Raw genomic sequence first — 23,168 nt, 5'->3', positions numbered from 1 at the left:
CAGAGGCTCTTTTCTATAGGGGAAAATTATTTGACTTTCTTCACTTCGGCGATGCCTTCCAGGAGCGTATCCATTTTGTCCATGGGAATGCCCGCCATCATTTCCTCCGGTTTCCACTTGGATAAGGTGCGAGTGGAAGGACAGAGGAGGGAAATATTTATTTTGCCGGTTAAATAGGGTGTCGCCGTAATTTCGGAGCAAACTCCTTGCATGGCGGCGATGTTCATGTTCAGGCGCTCGCCGTTTTCGTAAAGGGAGCCTTGGGTGATGCGCATAATGGAAAAGGGCTTGCCGATGACGATGCAAATGTCCGGCTCGGAATCGAAGGCATCCAGTGGCGCGATGCCGATGCCGTAGATTTTTATGCCGGCAGCGGGAAAGGCGGTAACATTGTTCCAAACCTTTTGGGCAATGCCCTTGGTCTTATAGAGGCCGTAGGAGTGGTAGATGCGGCCGGAGCGAATGTCTTGTGACGGCTGTTCCAATCCCAAGGCGGTGGTGCCGCCGTCGCAGTAGTAATTTTCGAAAGAGGTTTTCACGGCAAGACCCGTACGGGACGCTTTTTCGACGAAAACGCAGTAGGCCATTTTGTAGTCGCAGGCGGGCAAAGAAGATTGGTTGAATTCTTCTTCCGTGTAGTAAAATTCAATGCCCACCGGGCGTCTTTCTAACTCCAGCATTTCTGTCAGGCGACGGGCGTTGTCTTCGTTTCGTTCTTTCCATGTAGCGTCTTTCAAATTGAGGTTTTGTTTGTAGACAGGCATCAGTACCCTCCTTTAATTCTGATGAGACCGAAGGCCATGAGGAGGAAAAAACCGCCGCTAATGACGAGGACATTCGTCAAAAGCAATTTCTTATCCCAAGGGCTCATGGTCAATTCGTCGTAATAGGTTCTCGTTTCGAACTTTCCGAATCCCCGATTTTCCATGGCCACGGAGATGCGGATTCCCCGGCGAATGGCGGTAACTAAAATCGGGATGGTGTAATTCTTCATGTTGATGATCGGGGCAAAGGGGCCGCTTGCTCCAATGCCGCGAACGGCGTGTGAAAATTTAATCTGTTGCAATTCCTCTTTAAAAGAGGGAAAAAAGCGGTAGGCGGACAGAAAGGCGAAGCCCATGGCATCGGTCATTTTAAAGTATTTAATGAATGACATGACCAAAAGCTTCGGATTGATGGTCTTAATAAAGATAAAGGACAGAGAGGCGATAGCGATAAAGCGCAGACCCAAGGAAATGGTGTAGAGGTAATCCACGGGGGCGCGGGCCATGTGCTTGCCCAGGAGAATAAAGCCGGCATAGAAGACGCCGACGACGACGGGTACCCGCAATTTATATAGAAATTGCAGAGGGGTGTAATCCGTGACCCAACGGCTGAGGACAAAGGACCAGACAATCATCGCGAGGGGATAGTAGGGATTCTTGTCCAAAGAGACATGAATCGTCAGCAAAATCATGGCGATAATCAGGGACAGGGGATTGATCGGTTTAAAACCGCTGTCGATATTATCCATGAGCCTCACCTCTTTCATAGGGCACCAATCTGCCGTCCGTCATCCACAATGCCCGGTGGCAGCAGCGGGTAACCAGTTCCGGATCGTGGGAGATTAAAATAATGCCGACCTTTTCGCGCGCCACTTTGTATAAAAGCTCCAGAAGGTGGATCAAATTCTCCCGGTCCTGGCCGTAGGTAGGTTCGTCGAGAATCAGAACCTTCTGACCGGTGATCAACATGGACGCCGTAGATAGCTTGCGCTTTTCCCCTTGAGACAGCTCGTAGGGATTGGCGTCTTTTTTCTCCACCAGACGAAAGGCGACAAGGGACGCTTCCACATGCTCGGTAATGGCGTCGCTGTCGTAGTGACGGGTCACCAGCCCCAGGGCCAATTCGTCCCAGACGGTATATTTAATAAACTGGTGCTCGGGATTTTGAAAGACCAGGCCCACGGTTTCCCCCATGGCCATGGTATTGAGCTTCGACAGATCTTTGCCGTCGATTTCGATGGCCTTTGCCGGCGCTCGCACCAGCCCCGAGAGGAGATTGGCCAAGGTGGATTTGCCGCTGCCGCTTTTCCCGGCGATGGCCAAGATCTCGCCCTCTCTTAAATCCAGAGAGATGTCCTTTAATACGTTGAGATCCCCGTAGCTGAAGGAAATATTTTTTCCCGAAAGAATCACTTTTTCTCCCGGAGGAAAGTCGATGGGAGGAAGTTCGTAGTTGTGAATATATGATTCGATGTATTCGGCGACGCCGTCGGTGACGAGGTGCCGATTATCTAAGTCGTAAAGGCCGTCCACATCGTCTTTAATGTAGCCGTGATTGTGCTCCACGATAAGGACGGTTTTACCCTCTTCGCGAACGAGCATTTTTGCAATGGCGATAATTTCCCTGGCGCTGTCCGGATCCAAATTGGCCGTGGGTTCGTCCAGGAGAAAGACCTGCGGATTCATGGCGTAAAGGGCGGCGAAGCAGACCTTTTGCTTTTGCCCGCCGGAGAGTTCGGAAATGGAACGGTGGCGCAAATCTTCGATTTGGAAGAGCCGAAGGACGTCGTTCATGCGGGTGGTCATTTCTTCTTTCGGCAGATTTAAATTTTCCATGCCGAATAAAATTTCGTCTTTGACGCTGAAGGTGCAGAGCTGACTGTCGGCATCCTGCATCATATAGCCCACGTCGCCGGACATGCCCACGACCCCTTCATCCACGGGATTTTTATCCCCGATGGAAACAGAGCCCGAGACTTCGCCTTTCACTACTTCGGGAATCATGCCCGCCAATGCCTGAAGGATGAGGGACTTTCCCGATCCGCTCCTTCCCTTTATAAGAAAGAAGCTTTCGGCGGAAACGTCGAAACTGATTCCGCTGAAAACTTCTTTTTCTTCTAAAGTCAGTGATAAATTTTTTACGCTGATCATAAATTACGCTTTGTCTAAGGATTTTAATACGCCGGTTTTTCTCAGTGCCGTGGCGATCAACAGAGCCAGGCCGCCGCCGATAAAGAAGGCGGAGAGCACGCGGACGATGAGAATGGCGGGAAGCATGGAGCCCATTTCGGACAGACCGAAGACGAACCAGTCGCGGATCGTGACGAGGATGGTGGCGAAAATGCCGCCGAGGCCCAGGGCAACGAGATTAAAGCGATTGTACTTCCAAATAGCTACGGCCAACTCCACGCCGACCCCTTGAAGAAGGGAGGCGACGATGATGTTAATGCCGTAAGGGCTGCCCATTAACAAATTGACGATACCCGTGAATAAAGAACCGATAATTGCAGCACCGGGTTTTCTGATAATGGCCATGGGGATCAGTGCCGAAATTAAATAGACGCCGTAAAGCAAAGCGCCGCCGATGGGGCCCAGTGCCGTGGTTATCGGCGTATAAATGGCATCCACGCCCGTAAAGACGATGCCCATGACGACGGCGATCATGGCCATGACGACAATTTCCATGAGCTTCAATGGTTTTTTCATATATATACCTCCTTAATTTACCAAAAGTATAACACAGGAAATTAGACGAAAACGCAACATAGGAAATTAAAAAAAACACAAAAAAGGATAGAAAAAAGCAATAATAACATGCAAAAACTTTTCAATGTCTCGAGGATTTGTTGTGAGAGGAACCGTCCGAATCATAGGTAGTAAAACCGCGTTTAAAGATATTCAATTTCAGGTATAAAGAAAGGGAAACAACAAATCAAGGAGGACAATATGTTAAAAGATAAAGTATGTGTGGTTACCGGGGGCACTCGTGGCATCGGGCACGCCATTGTAGAGGAATTTTTGGCTCAAGGGGCGAAGGTGATTTTCTTCGGCTCCCGCCAAGAGACGGTGGATGCCGCCATGAAGTCCTTTGAAGGCAAAGGCGAAGTGGAAGGGGCATGTCCCGATCTCTTGGACGGGGATGCGGTGAAGGCGGAAATGGACCGCATCGTGGAAAAATACGGCCGCATCGACGTGTTGGCCAACAATGCCGGCATTGCCGACGACGTGTCCGTCTACGATTACACGGCGGAAAAATTCGACAAGATCATGAATTTAAACGTCAAGGGCGTCTTTAACGCCATTTTGGCGGCGATCCCCCACATGAAGAAGCAAGGGGGCGGCGCCATTATCTCCACCAGCTCCATGGTAAGCAAATACGGTCAACCCATCGGCGTGGGCTATCCCACCAGTAAATTCGCCGTCAACGGCATGACCATCTCTCTGGCCCGCGAACTGGGTCCCGACGGCATTCGCGTCAACGCCGTGGCGCCGGGGGTCACCAATACGGACATGATGCGCAATGTGCCCAAGGAAATGATCGAGCCCATCGTGGCTAATATTCCCATGCGCCGCATCGGCGAGCCGGAAGACATCGCCAAGGCCTACGCCTTTTTGGCCAGCGACGCCGCCTCTTATATTTCCGGCACCGTTTTAAATGTAGACGGCGGCATGCTCGTCTGATAGAAATGAAAAGAGCTCCTGCGGGAGCTTTTTTTGCGGAAAAAATCGGGCGTTTTTCACGACAATGACTATAAAGTGTAGGATTTATAAAAAACAAACGTATATTTTATTATTTAATGATATAATCCAATCAAGTATCACTTGAAGGAGGTTATGATGAAAAAATTCGTGAAGAGACAGTGGACGGTGCTGGTCCTGGCCCTGGTCATGACCTTGACGGCGGGGGCTCAGGTTTTCGGCGCAAGCTACAAAGACATCGGCGGCCACTGGTCGGAAGGCACCATGATCAAAGCCGCGGAGCTCGGCTGGATCAAAGGCTATGAAGACAATACCCTGCGCCCGAACCAAGCGGTGACTCGGGCGGAATACATCGCCATGGTGCATCGCATGGCAGGCCTTTCCAAGGTTCCGGCAAAGAGCGAGTCGGCCTACGGCGATGTGAATCAGGCGGCATGGGCCGATGAAACCATTCGCCAAGCCGAAGCGGCGCGGCTCTTGGAGCCCGTCTTCTCCGGCCCCTATCTGCGTCCCAACGATCCCATTACCCGTGAAGAAGCGGCCACCCTTTTAAATGTGGGTACCATACTCAGGAATATGGGAGCCCGCTCGGGATTGGACGAAGAAGGCATCGAAGGTGTTCAACGGCTGGTGGAGCTGCAAATCAAAAGAAACAGTCGTCCGGAAGTTCTGCCTTATGCAGATAAAGGGGCGGTTACCCCGCGCTTCGTGTGGGCAGTAGACGATCTGTCTCGTGCCAAGGTCATCTCCGGCTACGACGACAAGAGCTTTAAGCCCCAAGGTAAGCTCACCCGTGCCGAAGCCATGACCCTGATTCTCAAGGCCACGGGAGAAACGCCGGCAAAAGTGCAAAAGCCGGCGCCGCAACCGCAACCGACGCCGCAACCGCAACCGGCGGCTCAGGCCAAGGGCAAAATCGTTCAGGAAGACGGCAAGTACTACATCGTCAATGTAGAAACCGGCGCCCGCTTCAGTCGAAGCAGCTTTAAAGACGGCTACGTCACCATAGGCGATCAAGCCTACCTCATCGGCGCAGATGACGCCCTCACCTCGGGCTTTATTCGCAGAGACAACAAGACCTACTACATCGACCGGGAAAAGGGAAAAGTCCGCGGCTGGAAAAAAGTGGGCGACGGCCTCTATTACTTCTCGCCGGTCAATTACCGCATGTACAGAAATGGCATGTTCTCCACCGGCGAAGGCGTGTACTGGTTCGGCCAAGACGGCAAGCTTAAAATCGGCAAGCGCCCCGGCGGGCAACACGGCCGCAAAGTTTACTGGGCGGGCCCCTCGGCCAAGGAATTGGAAAACGGCTGGCTCACCGGCCCCAATCAAGAGCTTCGCTTCAGAGGACAGGAAATGGCCAACTACGCCGCCGCCTTTGAAGGCCAGCCCTTCCGCTGGTACGGCTTTGAATTCAACAGCGGCAGAGGCGTCTACTGCGTCGGTCTCACTTACGCCACCCACAAGGCCTTCGGCATTCACATCCCGGGCCCCAACGACGCCAACATTCACAAGCATAAAGGCTACGAGCTGCCTCGGGTGCAATACGAAGCCGCCTACAAATTCGGTGGCATGCGCTATCCGGCGAACTTCGCCAACGCATGGCCCGGCGACATTATCTTTAACTACAGCCCCAATTTCTATTTAGGCTACAACCACGTGGGCCTGTATATGGGCAAGAACAACGGGCGGGACATTTACGTTCACGCCACGCTGAAAAACGGCATCTTTGTCGGCGACTGCCGCGAAATGAACCGCACCATCGGCCGCCGCTTCAACAAAGAATTCGTCCGCTACAATACGGACAAGAACAAGGGCAACGGCAAGATTCCCGAAATTTTACGCCGCCAATAAAACCATACAATTTGATTGAATCGAGTGGGCATTTGCTCGCTCGATTTTTTCTGCCATGGTTTTGATCGGGAAAAGGCCCAAAGTCTTGATGAAAAAATTTTCTCAGGCTATAATGAATGCAAAGGATTTCATACATATTATTACAGTTCATTAGGAGGAATTATGAAGTGTAGGTATTGCGGTACTGAAAACGAATCGTCGGCCAAGTTTTGCAGAGGTTGCGGCAAGCCCATGGAGGCGGCGCCTGTGAATTACGGGGACCATGTGTCCGCGAACGGCCCGGTTCAACAGATGCAGATTTCCCCGGGGGATGCGCCCGAGAAATCGAAATGGCGCAAGCAGATTTTAATCGCCGTCGTCGCCATCGGCGTCTTGCTTCTCATGATCATGACGGTCTTGTTTCTTCAGCTCAAGCAGATGAAGGCCAAGGACTTGTACGAGCAGGAACGCTACCGCAGCGTGCTCATGCTCAATCGCCTGAAGCCGGTGGAAAAGAAGGACAAAGTGTACGTGGGCCTCGCCTACGACCGCCTGGGCAAACACGAACAGGCCTACAATATCTATCAGGACGTGTATCATGTGCTGGAAGTCTTTCCCACGGAAGTCTATCTCGACGGCTACAAGGGCTATTTGCGCGACGGCTATCTTCTGGGCTATATCACTCAGGAAACATTGGAGCAGCAGGACTATACGGTAACGGGCTATGCGGAAGAGCTGGTGGTCTATCGGGAAGAACTGATTGCCGGCGTCTATGACGACGACTTCGGCGAAGCGGTAGTGGCGGGGGATTCCGAATCCGCCTCCGGTAAGTACCGCGTCGTCTTCGAAGGGGAGGAAATCCTCTCCGATATCGAGCCCGTAGAAAAAGGCGGAAAGCTTCTCTTCCCCGCCATGGCCATTGCCGAGAAGGCCCAATACCTGTCGCCCTATGGTGACGATGAAGGCGTCGATCCCACGGAGGGCTACGCGGAAATTACCGACGACGACGGCGTCGAGATTTATGAAATCAACGATTGCAAATACGTTCCCGAATACAAGATTTTGCTCATGGAGACCGAATACGACGTCCTCGGTTACAACTTCGACACGGAACCGGTGGCGAAAGACGACGAGGTCTATGTGGACCTCGACACCCTTCACGCCCTCACGGGCCTCACCTGCGATTTAGACGAAGACGAAGGTTTGTTGACCCTGACCATGGACGAGGACAATTTAGGGAATGTGAACAAATGGATCGAAATCGTCATGCCCGATGAAGGGGACGATTACGCGGATGACGAAGGGCCCGACGAGGCGGACGCAGCCGACGACTACGGTTGGGAAGATGCCTCCGTCGACGACTACGACGATGAAACGGATTGGGATGCCACGGACTACGATGTGGATTCGGATGACGGCGATTACGACGATGAAGCCGTGAAGGAACATTCCTTAAGCGGCCGCGAATACTACGAATACGTGGCCAAGTATTTTAAAGAAAATCGTTAAGGTCGTTCCCGCAGATTTGCAGAACATGAACCGACTCGAAAGGGTCGGTTTTTTACCGCCTACGGGTAAGAAGAAAAGGCGGCTTATATGGGGATTGATATAGAGTTCCCTCTCTTTTAATGATAAAATGGATAGAGTAAATTTAGAAATGGAGAAAGAACAAATGAACAAAAATTACATGGTAAATGAAATTAAAAATGAAATGAAAAACTGCATCGACGGCATCGACTCGGGCAATCTATTCGAGCGCCGGGGCCGCATGGAAAAGCTCTTCGATTTAATGGAGCTTTTGCTTGACATCGAGACCGACGGGGGCTTTCAAGACCGCGCCCCTCAAGCTGCCAATGACGACGAGGGCTATGTGGGCCGCGTGCACCTGCGCCTGGGCGGCGGCACCTTGGGCGAGGACAATGTCTTCATCCCGGAAAAAGTGCTGCGCATGCAAAACATCGGCGAAGGCGACGAAGTGCGGGCCACGGTGGTGAAGCGGGTTTACAACAACAATCACCTGAAAAACATTTATAATTACGAATTGTTGGAAAAAGCCACGGAAGTGACGGAAAGCGAACGCCGCACCATCGCTTACGCGCGGGTGCTCTACGATCCCGATTTGAGCGGCCTCTACATCGAAGGCGAAGGCGACGACGGCGCGCTCCGCGTGAATTTGGAAGACGTGAGCTTGGGCAATTTAAATGTGGATGAAGGCGACATTATCGACTACGCCTACTGGCAACGGGATCCCGAAGGGGGCCGAGTCATTTGGATCCACAATATGGACGGGGAAAATGTGCTCACCGCGGACTTCGGCAGTGCCGCAGTGGAAGACGACGAATTTCTCAATCAACTGGCCCTCGCCGTCTTCGGCCGAGGCCCGGTGGTGGCGGAACAGGTGGAAGCCTTAAGAGAAGCGGGAAGCGATGCGGTTCTGATGGAAGACGGATCGCCTGAAAGCCTGGAAGCATCCTTGGATGAGGCGGATCTGGTCCTCGTCTATCTGAACTCCGTGGCCCCCGCCGATGTGAATCGCATTCGCAACGAAGTGGACAGTCGGGACATGGACGTTTTGTTTATTCAAGACGAAGATTTCGGCAATATTGTAGCCGCCATTCACGACAAATTGGAAAACAGCTATTATTTTGATATTTAAGGGGAAGAAAGGGGACAATCGTGAAATTATTTAATTCCATGACGAGGCAAAAAGAGGAATTCAAGCCCATCGAAGACAAAAAGGTGCGCATGTACAATTGCGGGCCCACGGTCTACAACTTTATTCACGTGGGGAACGCCCGCCCCTTGGTGGTCTTCGACACCTTGCGCCGCTACTTTATTTACAAAGGCTACGACGTGGACTTCGTCGTGAACTTTACGGATATCGACGACAAGCTCATTAACCGCGCCAAGGACGAAGACACCACCGTCTCCGCCATTGCCGAGCGCTACATCGGCGAATTTATGCAAGACGCCAACGGGCTCAACCTTTACACCTACAAGACCACCAATCCCCGGGCTACGGAATTTATCGACCCCATGTTGAAATTCGTGTCGGGTCTGGTGGAAAAAGGCGCGGCCTATCCCTTAAACGGCGACGTCTACTTCGACATTACCAAGGCCAAGGACTACGGCAAGCTTTCCGGCAAGAACATCGACGAGCTCCAAAGCGGCGCCCGCATCGAAGTAAACAGCGAAAAGAAAAATCCCGGCGACTTCGTCCTCTGGAAGGGCAAGAAAGAAGGAGAACCCTTCTGGCCCAGTCCCTGGGGCGACGGCCGTCCCGGCTGGCACTTGGAATGCTCCGTCATGGCAAAAACCCTGCTGGGCGATACCATCGACATCCACTCCGGAGGGGAAGATTTGCAATTCCCTCACCACGAAAACGAAATCGCCCAATCGGAAACCCTGACGGGCAAGACCTTTGCCAATTACTGGCTCCACAACGGCATGATCACCGTGGACGGCACGAAGATGAGCAAGTCTTTGGGCAATTTCTTTACGGTGCGCGAAGTGGCCAATGTCTTCGACCTGGAAGTGCTGCGCTTCTTCCTTTTAAGCGCCCACTACCGCAGCCCCATTAACTACTCCTACGACGCCATGGAACAAACCAAGGCGGGTCTGGATCGCCTCTACGGCGTGCGGGACCACATGGAACAGCTCCTGAAGGGCGAATTGGAAGCCGGCAGCGACGCCGAATTCGATGCCGCCGTGGAAAAGGAAAGAGAAGAGTTTATGGATGCCATGGACGACGACTTAAACACCGCCCGTGCCACCGGCGCCCTCTTTACCCTGGCCCGGGACATTAATTCCTTTATCGCCAAGGGTGCGAAGAAAGACAGCCTGCAAAAGGCCTACGACACCTTTATGGAACTGGCAGGGGTTCTGGGCATTCTCTATCGCCGGGAAGAAGCCGACGAAGACAGCGCCATCGAAGCCTTGCTTGAAGAGCGAAAAGCCGCTCGCGCCAACAAAGACTTCGCCCGAGCCGACGCCATTCGCGACGAACTCTTCGAAAAAGGCATCGCCATCGAAGACACGAGAGAGGGCACTCTGTGGAAGAGGATTTAAGAAGATATTTTTCCGCGCCCATGTGGACGGAAGCCGAGGCGAGGGGGCAAAATCCCCTCGTTCTTGCGTACATAGGGGATTGCGTTTACGAGCTTTTCGTCAGAAGCCGCATCCTGCACCGAAACGAAAAAGTGGCGCGGCTGCACCGGGCATCGGCGAAGCGGGCCAAGGCATCGGCCCAGTCGGCCCTTGCCGAAAGCCTGCAGGATTTTTTTACGGAAGAAGAAGCCGCTGTCTTTCGCCGCGGGCGCAACGCCCATCCGAAGACCATGGCGAAAAACGCCTCCATGGTCGATTACCGTAAGGCCACGGGGCTGGAGTGCTTAATCGGCTATCTCTACGGCTCGGGAAACACGGCGCGGCTGTTGGAGTATTTTAACGAGATTGAGAGGATTTGGGAGAATGAAGGTTAAACTCATCGCATACACCCCCGACGGGGCGGCCACCATCGCCAAGGCGGCCAAGCTTTGCTACTCGCCGGTGGGCGTGGAGGCCATCGAAAAGAAATTGGACGAGGCGGAAGTCGCCCGCTTCGTCGCCATGCTCGCCGACATGGGCCACGAATCGCCTATGGAACACATCAGCTTCACCTTTGCCGTGGAAGGAGTGAGCCGGGTCTTGACCCATCAATTGGTGCGCCACCGCCTGGCCAGCTACTCCCAACAATCCCAGCGCTACGTGCGTTTGGATCAGTTCGAGTACATCATCCCCAAAGCCATTGAAAAAGACGAAGCCGCCAAGGCCCGCTTTATTCAAAGCATGGAAGATGCCCACAAGGCCTACGAAGATTTGGCCGACGAGCTCAAGGCGGGCTATGTGAAAGAGCTTACGGAATCGGGCATGGACGAGAAAAAGGCCGCCCGCATGGCGGAAAAGCGCGCCATCGAAGATGCCCGCTACGTGCTGCCCAACGCCTGTGAGACGAAAATCGTCGTGACCATGAACGCCCGCAGCCTCATGCACTTTTTCACCATGCGCCTCTGCGAGCGGGCTCAGTGGGAAATTCGCGACATGGCCCTGGCCATGTTAAAAGAAGTCATCGCCGTGGCGCCGGAAGTCTTCAGACAGGCGGGCCCCGCCTGCGTCACGGGCCCCTGCCCGGAAGGCGCCATGACCTGCGGCAAAATAAAAGAAGTCCGCGCCTTTTACAAGGAGGAACTATGGAAACGACCATGATCTACGGGCGCAATCCCGTATTGGAAGCCCTGGACAAAATGCCCGATAAAGTCTACATTCAAAAGGGCGCCAAAGACGGCTCCATGAAAAAAATTCGCGGCCGGGCCAAAGAACTGGGCATCTACATTCAAGAGCGTGAAAAATCCCGCCTGGACGAAATGACGGGCGGCCAAAACCATCAGGGCGTCGTGGCATTTATTTCCGACTTCACCTACGGCAGCGTGGAAGACATGCTGGCCCTGGCGGAAGAAAAAAGCGAGGATCCCCTGATCGTACTCCTAGACGGCATCGAAGATCCCCACAATCTCGGCGCCATTATTCGCTCCGCCTACGCCATGGGCGCCCACGGCGTCGTCATCCCCAAGCATCGGGCCGCCGCCGTGAACGGCACCGTGTATAAGACCTCCGCCGGGGCGGTGGATCACATGATCGTGGCCAAGGTCACCAATATGAACCGCACCATCGACGATTTAAAGGCGAAAAACATTTGGGTCTACGGCGCCGACGGGGGACAGGCTCCCCTTTACGAGGCGGATCTCACCGGGCCCGTCGCCGTCGTCATCGGCAACGAAGGCAAGGGCATGGCGCAAAAGACCAAGGAACACGTGGACAGCCTCCTCTCCATCCCCATGGAAGGCGGCTTCGACTCCCTGAACGCCTCCGTGGCGGCGTCGATCTTCCTCTACGACATCCAAAGGCAAAGGCATGGCAAGGCAAAGAGTCTATAGGCGAGGGGGACGCTACCTCTTTGTCGACGGCTACAATATCATCAACTCCTGGGCCGTCTTCGAAGGCCTCGTGGACGAACACTTGGAAGAGGCGCGGGAGCTTTTGGTGGACATATTGGAAGAATACGCCGCCACGGAACACCTCTACATCATCCTCGTCTTCGACGCCTATCGGGTCAAGGGCCACGGCGGCACCGTGGAGAAAAAGGCCCATATGGACGTGGTCTTTACGAAAGAAACCGTCACCGCCGACCGCTACATCGAAAGCGAAATCGCCGCCATGGGCAGGGTGCGGGACGTGACCGTGGCTACCAGCGATTATGTGGAGCAACAGATCATCCTGGCTCGCGGGGGCAAGCGCATCAGTTCCAGAGAGCTGGAGATGCTGGTGAACCGATCCAAAACCGTGACGCGAAAAGAAGCCAATCGCATTCGCACGAAAAAAGGCAACGCCCTGGCCATGGACGAAGAAAACAAGAAAAAGCTGGAAGATTTGCGCCGGCGTCTGGAAAAATAAAGGAGAAACGGAAGGGAATGCCCCTTTCGTTTTTTTTTGGTTCTATGTCAACCGTTGAGGAGTCTAGTGAAAACTAGACTTCTTTTTGCTTTCAGCATCTGATTCAGTACCAGGGATCCGTGACGATGTGCCACCTGCCATTCGCTTACAAAACAGCAAAAACAACCCAAAAATACTATTATAAAACTTTTTTGAATCAACTAGCTAAAAACAACAACATAATTGCAGAGAAACCTTGACAAGTAAGTCTTATATAAATACTATCCTTATAGAAGATATTATTATAATAACAATAAGAGAGGGTGACGTAGAAAAGATGGAGCAAGTTTGGGCGTTTGACGCCACTAAAAACAATAGAAAGAGTATAGAGAAATATTTAAAGGAGGAATTCTATGAAAAAATGGATGGCCAGAAAGATAAGAGCATATTTTGTACGAGAAAATAGAAATAACGGTTGTTGAGTTGTACCATGAACTTCATCAAAAAATGTAAACAAAATATAAGCCCCAATAAACGAATGGTTCTGTTCTACTTGGGCTTTGTCGTGCTCCTCGTCTTAATGTATTGGACACTAAGCATTGAAGGTTCTCCTCGTAATGTACCGGTAAGAACGCCTTTTGGTTCAGATACAGTGGCTCTTTCGTGGTTTATGACAGGCATTATATACTGGCTGTCTCTACTCCTTATCTTCTACGGCATTTTATTGGTAGACAAGGACATTGGAATACTCGTTGTTTTGTTTTTGTTGATCGCCCCACATCTTTATCTTATCGCTCTTGAATATGGTCTTTCAGGAGGAAATGTGCTAAAAATGCTTAGTAAGTATTTTTACATGTATATTCTAGGAAGGCTCTTTTGGGGATAATCTATTGATAAATGGAATGATAAGGAGATAGTACATGAAAGACTTTGCATCGGCGCATCCCGAAGCACCTGCTCCCTGTGATCATGTACCCACGCATGGGATGAGCCGCAATGAGGACATACTCGATCATGGCGTAGAGTACAATCAATAACAATACGGCGTTTATCTTCTGAAACACCGGTAACCTCAACATCTTGGATTCCTAAAAGTAATCTGGTAATATGACTTAGCACTTGTTTCCCCCCTTTATTATGTTGTGGCGATTTAATTTTAGGCTATTGGGAAAACAAGTGCTATCTTTTTGCACAAAAACATCCGTTGAGGAGGTTACTCCCCAACGGATATTATAGAGCCTTTTTTGTACCGCAAAAATTTTCCCGACTATTTTTTAAAAAGCCTTGTTTTTCCGTTGAAGGGAGAGTATGCTCAAATTAATCGCAATACATAGATCGTTTCACTATAAACGAGGCGATCGACGCCAAATTAGTTGGCGAAAGGAGGCAGTCATGAAAAAATTATCCGTCTTACTCTTGGCTCTCGTCCTGATCCCCGGCTCGGTATTCGCCGAAGGATCCGGTGCAGGCCTACACTGTTTCTTAAAGGGAAAAGCCCTGGAAGCAAACGGCCCCTTTATTCAGGACAACCGCACCTTTGCATCGGCTGAGCTGTTGAAAAAAGAAGGCTTCGACATTACCGTGGACGGCAAGGCCATCACCGTGAAGGATAAAGACCGCAGCATCACCATGACCGTGGGCGAAATAGACTACCGCGCCGATGCGGCGAAATTCACCATGGACGTGGCACCCTTTGAAAAAGACGGAGAAGTTTACCTGCCCCTGCGTTACGTATCGGAAGGCTTCGGCATGAAAGTCACATGGGATGAAGACAAACGTGTGGCATGCCTGGGCGATTACACGGAAGAGATGCCCTTCAGTAACGAAGAACCCACTACGACGAAAGAAGGCTTCGCCTTCGTGATTCCGGAAAAATACAAAAACTACTACGAAATCGAAGACGACCGCAGCGAAGTCCGCTTCTACGACAAAGCCAATTACAGAAAAACCGACCACGTGGGATTGATCGGCACCATGGTAAAAGTGGCGGATCCCACGGAAGCCAAAGAGCCCATGCTTCTGTTAAGCCCCGTGCCCGGCGGTTACTTGATCTTTACCTACGCCGATGTCACCGGCATGAAAAATGTCGACGACGAAAACTTAAAACAACAATACGAACAATCGAAAACCGCCCTGGCCGAAGTGTTAAAAACCGTGAGAGCCTCGGAACACGTCGAATAAAGAAAAGACCTGTGTGGAAACTAGAGTGACCCCATAAAGTTGGACTTAATCGAGTAAGCATTTCGCTTGCTCGATTTTGTTTTACATAACATTCCTTCTATGCGGATTGCATTCGTTCGCGATATTGTTTCGGACTCAGGCCCCCTAACTTTTCTTTGATTCGATCGTTGTTGTAGTAGCGGATGAAGTGTTCGATCGCCCGCACGAGTTCTTGTCGGCTCCGGTAAACATAGCCGTCGTATATTTCTCTTTTCAGCACGCTGAAGAAGTTCTCCATGGGTGCGTTGTCGTAGCAGTTTCCTTTTCTGGACATGCTTTGGAAGATGTGGTGTTCTTCTAACATGGCTTGATAGGCGGTCATTTGGTAGCCCCACCCGCGATCGGAGTGGAAGGTACGTCGGTAGGGACAGGTGTTGGTTCGCTCGATGGCTTCTTCTAAGCCCCGTAGCATGGTGACGCCGTTGGGCTGATCGGAAAGGACGTAACTGATGATTTCCAGATTGTACATGTCCATGTACGGATCGAGGTAGAGTTTCTTTGTTTGAAGTTTCCCTGCTTGATCTTCTTCGTAGTATTTGAATTCTGTGGTGTCGGTGGTAATTTTTTGATATGGGATACAAGTGTTGAAGCGTCGGTTAATTCGGTTCTTCTTAATTTTGCCGACGACGCCTTTGTAGGAGTTGTACTTCTTGTATTTCCTGCCATAGGCACGGACTTGGAGTCCCATGATCTGAACCAGTCGTTGAACTTTCTTTTTGTTTACCGCCCAGCCCCGGTTCTTCAGCTCCAAATGGATCCTTCGGTAGCCGTAGTCTTTGTGTTCGCGCCGAATGGCCAAGATTTCGTCTTTTAACGCTTGGTCCTTATCTTCTTCGCTCCACTTTTTTTGCCAATACATGAAGGTGGATTTGGGAAAGTTGATGGCGGCAAGAATCTTGGTTAGTTGGTATTTTTCTCGGAGTTTGGCGACGATCCTCGCCTTTTTCTCATTTTTTCTTCCCTCACCAAACTCCTTAGCTCCTCCAGGTATAGCTTTTGAATGGTGAGTTTCCGGTTCTCCGCCTCTAATTCTTTGATGCGTTTTTCCAATGCCTCACGCGAGGATGCATCAAGGGGCGCCTTCTTAGTTGCAGACTTTGATGTTTGATTAAGGTCGTCTTTCTTTGTCACAGGTCTCCCTCGCTTATGTGGTTGCAGCCCCTCTATGCCCTCCTCTCGGTACTGCCTGCGCCAGTTGGCGATGATGGATGGATTCGTTAAGCCGAGTTCAAGGGCCAATTGTTGGTAGCTGTATTCGCTCGTTTCGTAGCGTGTAATGGCTTCTAACTTAAACTCTACACTGTACTCACGTTTATTTCTAGAGCGCATTAACCCTTCATCGCCAAATTGTTTGTAATTATTGACCCAACGTTCAATTTGCGAGACGCCGATTTGGTATTTCTTAGCCAGGATTTTATGACCTGCGTGTCCATTTAAATATTCCTCAACAATTTTCCTCTTCAATTCATAACTGTATTTTGCCATTAAAAGACCCCCAAAGGTTGGATTTTTTTGGTCCAACTTTTGGGGGTCAGTGCAAACTCCACGACAGGTCTTTTTTTTTTATGCTTAGGTTTATTGATCATCAAGAAATAGGCAATATGAAACAAAGGGCTGAGGCGAAATTACATTTCTTCTCTTAAGAGTCTTTGTGCTTCCTTCATATTTCTAATCTTTTGAGCAATGATCTGTAAGGTATTCATCGGTCTTTGCTCGAAAGTGGCAAAACCGCAGTCGGGGTTGAGCCATACTTTATCCGGTTCCAGAATTTTTCGCGCTTCATGAACACGTTCCATAATGGACTCGGTGGATTCGGCATATTCCGTCTTCGGGTTGACTACGCCCAAGCCGAGAATGGATTGCGACGATAAAAATTCGTTAATATACAAATCATTGATGCTGCCGGCACGAGGTGTCGAAAATTCCAATGTAAGAATATCGGGCTTAACGATGGAGAAAAAGTCGGATAAGCTGGCGTAGGAGCCGGAAAGAAGGGAGTCTTCGTTTTTGGTGTAATTGCCGCGGCAAACGTGGAGACAACTATAGGATCCCGTGCCTGAAATGGCTTCGATGACCGGTTGGATGAGATTCATGGCGAAAAGAAGCTCGTGGTCGTACCGAATTCTTTCGGAGAGTCTTCCGCAGAAGAAGGTTTCTTCCTCGTCGTCTGCCATGACGATTTCGGATAAGATCGGGTCGTCAAATTGAATTACCTCAACACCCATATCGGTCAGTCGCTTCACTTCATTTAAAAGAAGCTTTACGACATCTTCGCCCAAGGCTTCACGAGAAGGATAAAATTTGTCGGAAAGACCGGTTAACCAAGTAGTTCTCGTCAGCAAGTAGGGACTCGGGAGGGTGGCCTTAATCGGCATATCCGTCAACTGTCTCAATAGTTGCATCGTGGGATATTCGAAAGTAGCGGACGTATCAATGCGGCCGGTACAAATGGGATTTGAAAGATTGGCGGTTTCGGTATTTCTCTGAATCATACTTTCTTCAAGATTTTCCCGTTGATCCTCGGAAGTATATTCGAGAATTTCCGTGTTCTTCATACTGGTGAACCCGTCGACATAATCGGCAATGAAGGAAATATAATTATCTCTCGTAATTTCGCCGGAGGTAATAATATCGACGCCGTTTTCCTCTTGAAGTTCAACAATTTTCTTGGTCTCTTCAAAAACAATTTTGTCATACTCATCTTTTGGCATTTTGCCTTGAGTAAAATCATTTCTTGCAGCGATAATCTCCTGACTTCTCGGCATGCTTCCGATGAGAGAAATGGTATAAGGTTTAAAATTAATTTTCTTCATTTTCATGCTCCTTCCTACGGTTTTTCCGTAAGCATTTCAGTTTCCGTCGGGTTATCCGGGTAGGATGACCATTCGCTCCATCCGCCCTCGTACACTTTAATATTATCGTTTCCGAAAACCTCACTGTAATACATAATTTGAGCGGCGCCCCATCCCGCGGAACCGCAGAAGTAATACAAAACATGGTTGAGGTCAAGATTGTGTTTCTTCATGAGCGATTCAATTTCCGCTTCGCTGCGGATAGTATCGTCGATGTTCTTGTAATCATTATAGGATCCGCCCCAAATGGCGCCGGGAATCCTTCCGACGGCTTCAATATGCTTGTAACCGCTGGTGAAAGCGGAGTACTCTTCCCACGTTCTGCCATCGACCAATGTTGCTTTATCGGGATTTTTAAGAACCTCGATCGCCTCGTCGGTATCAATGAAAAAGTCGGGATTAATTTGCGGGAGATCGGAATCGGATAGCTTGTAGCCCAACGCTTCCTTTTTAACGGATCCTCTTTCGACGGGATAGCCCATGATTCTCCAAGCGGGGAATCCGCCGTTAAGGACCTTTACCTTTTTATGGCCCAGGTATTTTAAAATAAAGGCCATTTTATATTCGGCACCGTCGGATCCGTTTGAGTACAAAACGATGGTCTCGTCAAAACTGATTCCGTTGGCTTCTAAAAATTGATAGAGCTCTTCGTCGGATCGCCGGACCCAAATAGGCGGCGCTTCAAACTCATCGGAGTTTACTTGAACGGAGGTGGGAATATGGCTTCCTAAAAAAATGATATCCTCGGGACCCCAGGAACACTCATATATTTTAAAGCCCTTGCCGTCGTAAAATTCGGGATTCTCTCCGTCGAGCAACGATTTTATCCAAGTTGCGGGTACTAAATTTGAAAAATTAGGATAGTACTCCAAAGAGGAACTCCAATTATCCAAGTTAAAATAAAGGAGGTTTTCGTAACCGAGGCTTTGTAAATAATCGCGAACCAGTTGATGGTCGGTGCGGTTATTGTCGTAAAGGACAACCTCCCTATCGCGAGGTATAACCTCATGAATGCGGTCGAGCATCATTTTTTTCTTAAACTCGGACATTGTTTTCGATAAGACATTTTTCTCCAGGTGATGGAACCATTTATAGGATATGCTTATGGCGCTTGGAATATGTCCCCTCACCTTTGCTCCGTCCGACAACCAGCCGATAAACGCATCGGTACTTCGCGTGTCTACAATGACGGGCTGTCCTTCATCCATCATTGACAAAAGGTCCCTTTCATTGATTTCTTTCATAGTTCCTCCAATCATTGTTTATTTCAATACAATAATAAATCTATTGAAATAAACCATAGTCCACCTGTTTCGGGTGTGGTATAATCCTGATTAAGATTATAAGGAATAATCAAAGTTGAAGCAAGGAAAAATCTAAGGGTTGCGGAGGTTTACATGAAAAGAGAAGTAGACATAGCCTCGTATTTCGCTTTAATCGTTGCATTTGCCACGCTCTTTATGAATCAATTTTTGTTTTACAGTAAGACGAGAGTTGACTTAAAGCACGGGATCAGCGCCATAGGCGGGATGGGAGGCTGTTTTTGGATACTGCTGGCCCTCTTGGCCGTTAATTTAGTGTGTGTATTTTTAATAGGAAAAACAAATAAAAACACTTACCGAATATTGCTTGCCTTCTCATGTGGCATAGCGATTGCCGTATTGCTTTACTTTGCCAATAAGACCGCGAAGGACTTTCCCGGTCAGACGAACACTTTACGCGTGTCCTTAAGTATCGGCGCCTATTTGTTTATCCTACAGATGTACCTTTTAATCGAAAAGTCGGCATCCGCTTTTAAAAACAAATACATGAAGTTTGTCCTGTACTTACCGCTGGTCGTATCGATCGTCGTCTTGCTGCTCACCGGAAATCTCGAACAACTGTCGATCTATAAAGAATACAGAGCGAGAAGCACGCAGTTTTCGACGGAGTTCTTCAAGCATATGGGAATGGTTTACGCCGTCTTGATTACCTCGATTGTAATCGGGATACCCTTAGGTTGGTATATGACTAAAAATTCGAAGTGGGAACACGGAATCAGTTCATTTCTAAGCACCATCGAATCCATCCCGTCGGTTGCCTTCATGTTTATCATCATGTTTCCCCTTGCGTTCATTAACAGAAACGTTCCTTTTGCCAATAAAATCGGGATATCAGGTATCGGAGCCACGCCGGTTTTTATCGGGTTGCTGTTTTACTCGCTGTTCCATATCGTCAACGGAACATTTAGCTCGATTAAAAATATTGAGGGCAAATACATTGAAGTGGCACAAGGCATGGGAATGTCGACAGGCGACATCTTCAAGAAAGTGGAGCTGCCCCTTGCTTTGCCCGTCATCTTATCGAGCATAAAGGTAGCGAGCATCGTGACCATTTCCGGGACGACACTGGGTGCTTTTGTCGGTTTTGGTGGACTGGGAGTCTTTATTTTGCAAGGCTCTAGCGGCTTTGCCATTGACTTAATCTTATTAGGCGCCCTGCCTATTTTGCTGTTGATTGTCCTGGTGGCTATCACAATTGATATTTTAATCGACCTTATCAGTCTCTACACATTAAGGAAAGGGAGGATGACCGTATGATCAGTCTAGAAAACGTGACAAAGAAGTTTGGTGACAGAGTTGTCGTAAATAATGTCAGCTTAGATATTGCCGAAGGCGAATTCTTTGTTCTTCTCGGGGAATCCGGTGGCGGAAAGTCGACGATCATGAAAATGATCAACGGGTTAATTCCTCACAACTCAGGCAGCATCAGTATTTTCGGAAAAGACATCTCCGAATTCGACTTGTTGACCTTAAGAAGGCAGATCGGCTATGTCGTTCAAAACACAGGCCTCTTTCCGAATATGAATGTTTATCAGAATATTGCCACCGTTCCAAAGCTATTGAAATGGGATCAAAAGGCAATAAACGATCGTGTTTTGGAAATGTTGGAGCTGGTCAGATTAGATCCGAAGATCTACCTGAACAAATTTCCCAATGAACTTTCCGGCGGTCAGGCTCAAAGGGTCGGCGTCGCGAGAGCATTGGCGGCGGACCAATCCATTATTCTTATGGACGAACCTTTTGGCGCACTGGACCCCATCACCCGTTCCAATCTTCAAGACGAGTTGTTAAAGATTCAAAAGCAGTTAAACAAGACCATCGTCTTCGTCACCCATGACTTGGTAGAGGCGGTGAAATTAGCCGACAGAATAGCGGTTATGGAGGAAGGGTCCATTGCAGCATTGGGCACGCCTTATGAAATCATCAGCAGCACCAGCGAATTTGTAAAGGGATTTTTAGGAAAAGATTCGTTTATAAATATACTGGCTAAGTATTTCGTGAAAGACCATTACACTCCGAACAAGAAAACAACTTCTCAGCTCAACGTGAAAACATCCGAAACCATGAAAGATGCTCTTAACATGTTCATCAAGTGTGGCGCGACAGAGCTCGGCGTTGTCGATGATCAAGGAACGCCGGTAGGGACCTTAGACCTGCAAAGCATAATTACTATGTTCCAAGGTGAGACGAATGAAAAAGAATAAAAGCCAACTCATAAAGATATTCATACTGCTCGGTATTTTGGTTCTCTTTGTAGGACAGTACAGTAAATTTAGGTTTACGCTGTATCAATGGTATCCGAGCAATTACGGCATGAACGCGGAAAACAACTTGCCCGCCCTGACTCATGAGTTTATTTCCGTCGCACTGATAAGTGCGCTGATTGCCACTTTTTTAGGCGTGTTAATAGGAATATTCGTCTTCACCAAATACGGTAAAAGCTTTCAGATTCGCGTGGATCGAATATCGTCAATTTTGTATTCCATTCCGTCCATTGCAATCATCATGATCTGCTTGAACATCTTTGGTACGGGGAAGATACCGGGAATCATAGCCATCGTCAGCCAAGCTCTCTTGCCCATTATCAGCTCAACCTATAGCGGCATTTCATCTATAGATAAAAATGTAATTGAAGTGGCTGAGGGCATAGGCATGTCCCCGCTTCAAACCTTGTTCAAAGTTCAAATTCCCACAGCACTTCCGGTCATCGTTTCGGGCATAAGGGTTTCTCTGGTTATCTGTATCAGTTCGACGACCTTAGCTTATCAAGCAGGTGCCGGCGGATTGGGAAAAATGATTTTCTCAGGCTTTACAACTTATGACTTCGTGTCTATATTTGCCGGAACCCTGCCAATTTGCTTGCTTGCCCTTTTATCTGATCAGACCTTTAAATTCATTGAAGATATGCTTTCTGTTCGAAAGGTAGGAGGTTGATCTATGCATTGAAATTTTCAGGTATTCGTTTGTTGCAAATTTACGATCAAGGAGGTCACATATGATGAAAAAATTTAATATTTTACTATTGGTTCTCGCCATGGCTCTCTTCAGCCTTACCGGCTGCAAATCTGAAAGCAAAGACGTAAAGAATCCGGGCGAACCCATTCGCTTTGGTTCTCAAAACGACGAAGAAGGCTACGTTTTAGGCGCCATGATGCAGCAGATGTTGGAACACAACGGTTATGAAGTAGACGCCAAGGTTGGTCAGTTGGTAAACAACACCAGCTTAATGCGCGGCTCCATTATGGAAGATCAACTGGACATGACGCTGGATTATACCGGCCGCGGCTTGATGTTCATTGAAGGTGTGGATCAAACCCTGTATCAAAAAGATGAAAAAACAGCTTATGAAACAACAAAAGAAGCCGATAAAGAAAACGGAATCATTTGGTTAACCTACGCACCGGCCAACAATACGGACGCCCTCTGCGTTACGAAGGAATTCTCCGAAAAGAATAATGTAAAATCCTTGAAAGACCTAGGTGATTATATTAAACAAGGGAATCCCGTTAAATTAGCGATCCAATCGGGATATGAATACTATACTTCGGCACCGACCACCCTTCCGGGCTGGAAAGCAGCTTATGGCTTGGACATTCCCGAAAAAGACATCATTACCGGTATTGCCGATGCCAGAACGGCATTAGCTCAAGGTACGGACGGCATCAATGTAGTAACCACCTCTACCACCAACGGCTTAACAAAAGCATTTGACTTTGTCATTTTGGACGACCCGGACCACGTATCTCCCTTCTACAGCCCTGCACCCCTTGTTAGCGCTAAAGTATTGGAAAAGTATCCTGACTTAGAGCACATGTTTGACAAAATGTTTGCCAGCTTAGACAAAGATACTTTAACGACTCTGAACGCCAAATTTGAAGAAGAAGGCGTTTCCGAAGTAGATGTCGCCAAAGAATATTTGGAACAAAATAATTACTTCGAAGATTAATTCAATTTAAAGTAATTTAGATTGACGAAGATCACCGATTTTATGATTGAAAACCTCTTGC

The 23,168-nt window shown here is 49.1% G+C and carries 23 protein-coding genes; 15 read left to right on the top strand and 8 right to left on the bottom strand.

Annotation, left to right across the window (positions count from 1 at the left end; genetic code table 11):
* Positions 1 to 26: 26 nt before the first annotated feature.
* Genes BN7444_RS03535 through BN7444_RS03520 form a run of 4 tightly spaced genes read right to left on the bottom strand, consistent with a single transcriptional unit; the run spans position 27 to position 3,470 of the window.
* Entirely contained in the window at positions 27 to 764 is a 738-nt protein-coding gene (locus tag BN7444_RS03535) for a DUF169 domain-containing protein (protein WP_068455833.1), read from the bottom strand.
* The gene (locus BN7444_RS03530; RefSeq protein ID WP_068455830.1) at positions 764 to 1,513 is read right to left on the bottom strand and encodes an energy-coupling factor transporter transmembrane component T family protein; all 750 of its coding nucleotides are present in this window, start codon (positions 1,511 to 1,513) and stop codon (positions 764 to 766) included. Before BN7444_RS03530 ends, BN7444_RS03535 begins: the two co-directional genes overlap by 1 nt.
* Complete coding sequence (locus BN7444_RS03525) at positions 1,506 to 2,915, bottom strand: ABC transporter ATP-binding protein (RefSeq protein ID WP_068455827.1); 1,410 nt, start codon at positions 2,913 to 2,915, stop codon at positions 1,506 to 1,508. The genes BN7444_RS03530 and BN7444_RS03525 overlap by 8 nt, the downstream gene beginning before the upstream one ends.
* Positions 2,916 to 2,918: 3 nt before the next feature.
* Entirely contained in the window at positions 2,919 to 3,470 is a 552-nt protein-coding gene (locus tag BN7444_RS03520) for an ECF transporter S component (protein WP_068455824.1), read from the bottom strand.
* 240 nt (positions 3,471 to 3,710) lie between these two features.
* Between BN7444_RS03520 and BN7444_RS03515 the strand changes: the two genes are divergently transcribed.
* From BN7444_RS03515 to BN7444_RS03465, 10 genes are all read left to right on the top strand, one after another.
* Complete coding sequence (locus BN7444_RS03515) at positions 3,711 to 4,445, top strand: SDR family NAD(P)-dependent oxidoreductase (protein ID WP_068455821.1); 735 nt, start codon at positions 3,711 to 3,713, stop codon at positions 4,443 to 4,445.
* A gap of 156 nt (positions 4,446 to 4,601) precedes the next feature.
* Entirely contained in the window at positions 4,602 to 6,320 is a 1,719-nt protein-coding gene (locus BN7444_RS03510; RefSeq protein ID WP_068455818.1) for an S-layer homology domain-containing protein, read from the top strand.
* A gap of 162 nt (positions 6,321 to 6,482) precedes the next feature.
* Entirely contained in the window at positions 6,483 to 7,808 is a 1,326-nt protein-coding gene (locus tag BN7444_RS03505; protein WP_068455815.1) for a zinc ribbon domain-containing protein, read from the top strand.
* A 163-nt stretch (positions 7,809 to 7,971) separates the two neighbouring features.
* Complete coding sequence (locus tag BN7444_RS03500) at positions 7,972 to 8,955, top strand: hypothetical protein (protein WP_068455812.1); 984 nt, start codon at positions 7,972 to 7,974, stop codon at positions 8,953 to 8,955.
* Between the two features lie 20 nt (positions 8,956 to 8,975).
* Positions 8,976 to 10,367, top strand: a complete 1,392-nt coding sequence (cysS, locus tag BN7444_RS03495; protein ID WP_068455809.1) for a cysteine--tRNA ligase — start codon at positions 8,976 to 8,978, stop codon at positions 10,365 to 10,367.
* A complete protein-coding gene (locus BN7444_RS03490) occupies positions 10,352 to 10,780 on the top strand; it encodes a Mini-ribonuclease 3 (protein WP_068455806.1) in 429 nt (142 codons plus the stop codon). The genes cysS and BN7444_RS03490 overlap by 16 nt, the downstream gene beginning before the upstream one ends.
* Positions 10,770 to 11,543, top strand: coding sequence for an FAD-dependent thymidylate synthase (gene thyX, locus BN7444_RS03485; protein WP_068455803.1), 774 nt, complete (start codon positions 10,770 to 10,772; stop codon positions 11,541 to 11,543). Before BN7444_RS03490 ends, thyX begins: the two co-directional genes overlap by 11 nt.
* The gene (gene rlmB, locus BN7444_RS03480) at positions 11,528 to 12,271 is read left to right on the top strand and encodes a 23S rRNA (guanosine(2251)-2'-O)-methyltransferase RlmB (protein ID WP_068455798.1); all 744 of its coding nucleotides are present in this window, start codon (positions 11,528 to 11,530) and stop codon (positions 12,269 to 12,271) included. Before thyX ends, rlmB begins: the two co-directional genes overlap by 16 nt.
* The gene (locus BN7444_RS03475) at positions 12,249 to 12,788 is read left to right on the top strand and encodes an NYN domain-containing protein (protein WP_068455794.1); all 540 of its coding nucleotides are present in this window, start codon (positions 12,249 to 12,251) and stop codon (positions 12,786 to 12,788) included. Before rlmB ends, BN7444_RS03475 begins: the two co-directional genes overlap by 23 nt.
* A gap of 469 nt (positions 12,789 to 13,257) precedes the next feature.
* Entirely contained in the window at positions 13,258 to 13,653 is a 396-nt protein-coding gene (locus BN7444_RS03465; protein ID WP_068455788.1) for a hypothetical protein, read from the top strand.
* On the opposite strand, the gene BN7444_RS09655 is transcribed toward BN7444_RS03465, so the two are convergent.
* A complete protein-coding gene (locus BN7444_RS09655; RefSeq protein WP_470381989.1) occupies positions 13,617 to 13,886 on the bottom strand; it encodes a transposase family protein in 270 nt (89 codons plus the stop codon). The two genes, BN7444_RS03465 and BN7444_RS09655, sit on opposite strands and share 37 nt — an antisense overlap.
* Positions 13,887 to 14,159: 273 nt before the next feature.
* On the opposite strand from BN7444_RS09655, the gene BN7444_RS03460 reads away from it, so the two are divergent.
* Entirely contained in the window at positions 14,160 to 14,948 is a 789-nt protein-coding gene (locus BN7444_RS03460) for a copper amine oxidase N-terminal domain-containing protein (protein WP_068455785.1), read from the top strand.
* A 97-nt stretch (positions 14,949 to 15,045) separates the two neighbouring features.
* On the opposite strand, the gene BN7444_RS09095 is transcribed toward BN7444_RS03460, so the two are convergent.
* The 3 genes from BN7444_RS09095 to BN7444_RS03440 all read right to left on the bottom strand — a co-directional run bounded on the left by BN7444_RS09095 (position 15,046) and on the right by BN7444_RS03440 (position 19,083).
* Positions 15,046 to 16,472, bottom strand: a protein-coding gene (locus BN7444_RS09095) for an IS3 family transposase (protein WP_417875430.1) whose coding sequence is annotated in 2 segments (ribosomal slippage) — positions 15,046 to 15,902 and positions 15,902 to 16,472 — 1,428 coding nt in all. Because the reading frame shifts where the segments join, the coding sequence is not laid out codon by codon here.
* 140 nt (positions 16,473 to 16,612) lie between these two features.
* Positions 16,613 to 17,800, bottom strand: coding sequence for a cobalamin-independent methionine synthase II family protein (locus tag BN7444_RS03445; RefSeq protein ID WP_068458409.1), 1,188 nt, complete (start codon positions 17,798 to 17,800; stop codon positions 16,613 to 16,615).
* A gap of 14 nt (positions 17,801 to 17,814) precedes the next feature.
* Positions 17,815 to 19,083 carry a rhodanese-like domain-containing protein gene (locus BN7444_RS03440; RefSeq protein WP_068455777.1) on the bottom strand — a complete coding sequence of 423 codons (1,269 nt, stop codon included), beginning with the start codon at positions 19,081 to 19,083 and terminating at the stop codon, positions 17,815 to 17,817.
* A gap of 153 nt (positions 19,084 to 19,236) precedes the next feature.
* Between BN7444_RS03440 and BN7444_RS03435 the strand changes: the two genes are divergently transcribed.
* The 4 genes from BN7444_RS03435 to BN7444_RS03420 all read left to right on the top strand — a co-directional run bounded on the left by BN7444_RS03435 (position 19,237) and on the right by BN7444_RS03420 (position 23,107).
* Positions 19,237 to 20,418: an ABC transporter permease gene (locus tag BN7444_RS03435; protein WP_068455774.1), complete on the top strand. Its 1,182-nt coding sequence runs from the start codon at positions 19,237 to 19,239 to the stop codon at positions 20,416 to 20,418.
* On the top strand, positions 20,415 to 21,365 hold the full coding sequence (locus BN7444_RS03430; protein WP_068455771.1) for an ABC transporter ATP-binding protein: 951 nt from the start codon (positions 20,415 to 20,417) through the stop codon (positions 21,363 to 21,365). The genes BN7444_RS03435 and BN7444_RS03430 overlap by 4 nt, the downstream gene beginning before the upstream one ends.
* Positions 21,352 to 22,095, top strand: a complete 744-nt coding sequence (locus tag BN7444_RS03425; RefSeq protein WP_082941245.1) for an ABC transporter permease — start codon at positions 21,352 to 21,354, stop codon at positions 22,093 to 22,095. The genes BN7444_RS03430 and BN7444_RS03425 overlap by 14 nt, the downstream gene beginning before the upstream one ends.
* A 61-nt stretch (positions 22,096 to 22,156) precedes the next feature.
* Positions 22,157 to 23,107: a glycine betaine ABC transporter substrate-binding protein gene (locus BN7444_RS03420; RefSeq protein ID WP_068455768.1), complete on the top strand. Its 951-nt coding sequence runs from the start codon at positions 22,157 to 22,159 to the stop codon at positions 23,105 to 23,107.
* Positions 23,108 to 23,168 lie beyond the last annotated feature (61 nt).

This window comes from Peptoniphilus pacaensis, assembly GCF_900088125.1.
GTDB lineage: Bacteria > Bacillota > Clostridia > Tissierellales > Peptoniphilaceae > Aedoeadaptatus > Aedoeadaptatus pacaensis.
Note: the sequence above shows the minus strand (reverse complement) of the source record. Positions and strands in the feature narration are given on the sequence as shown.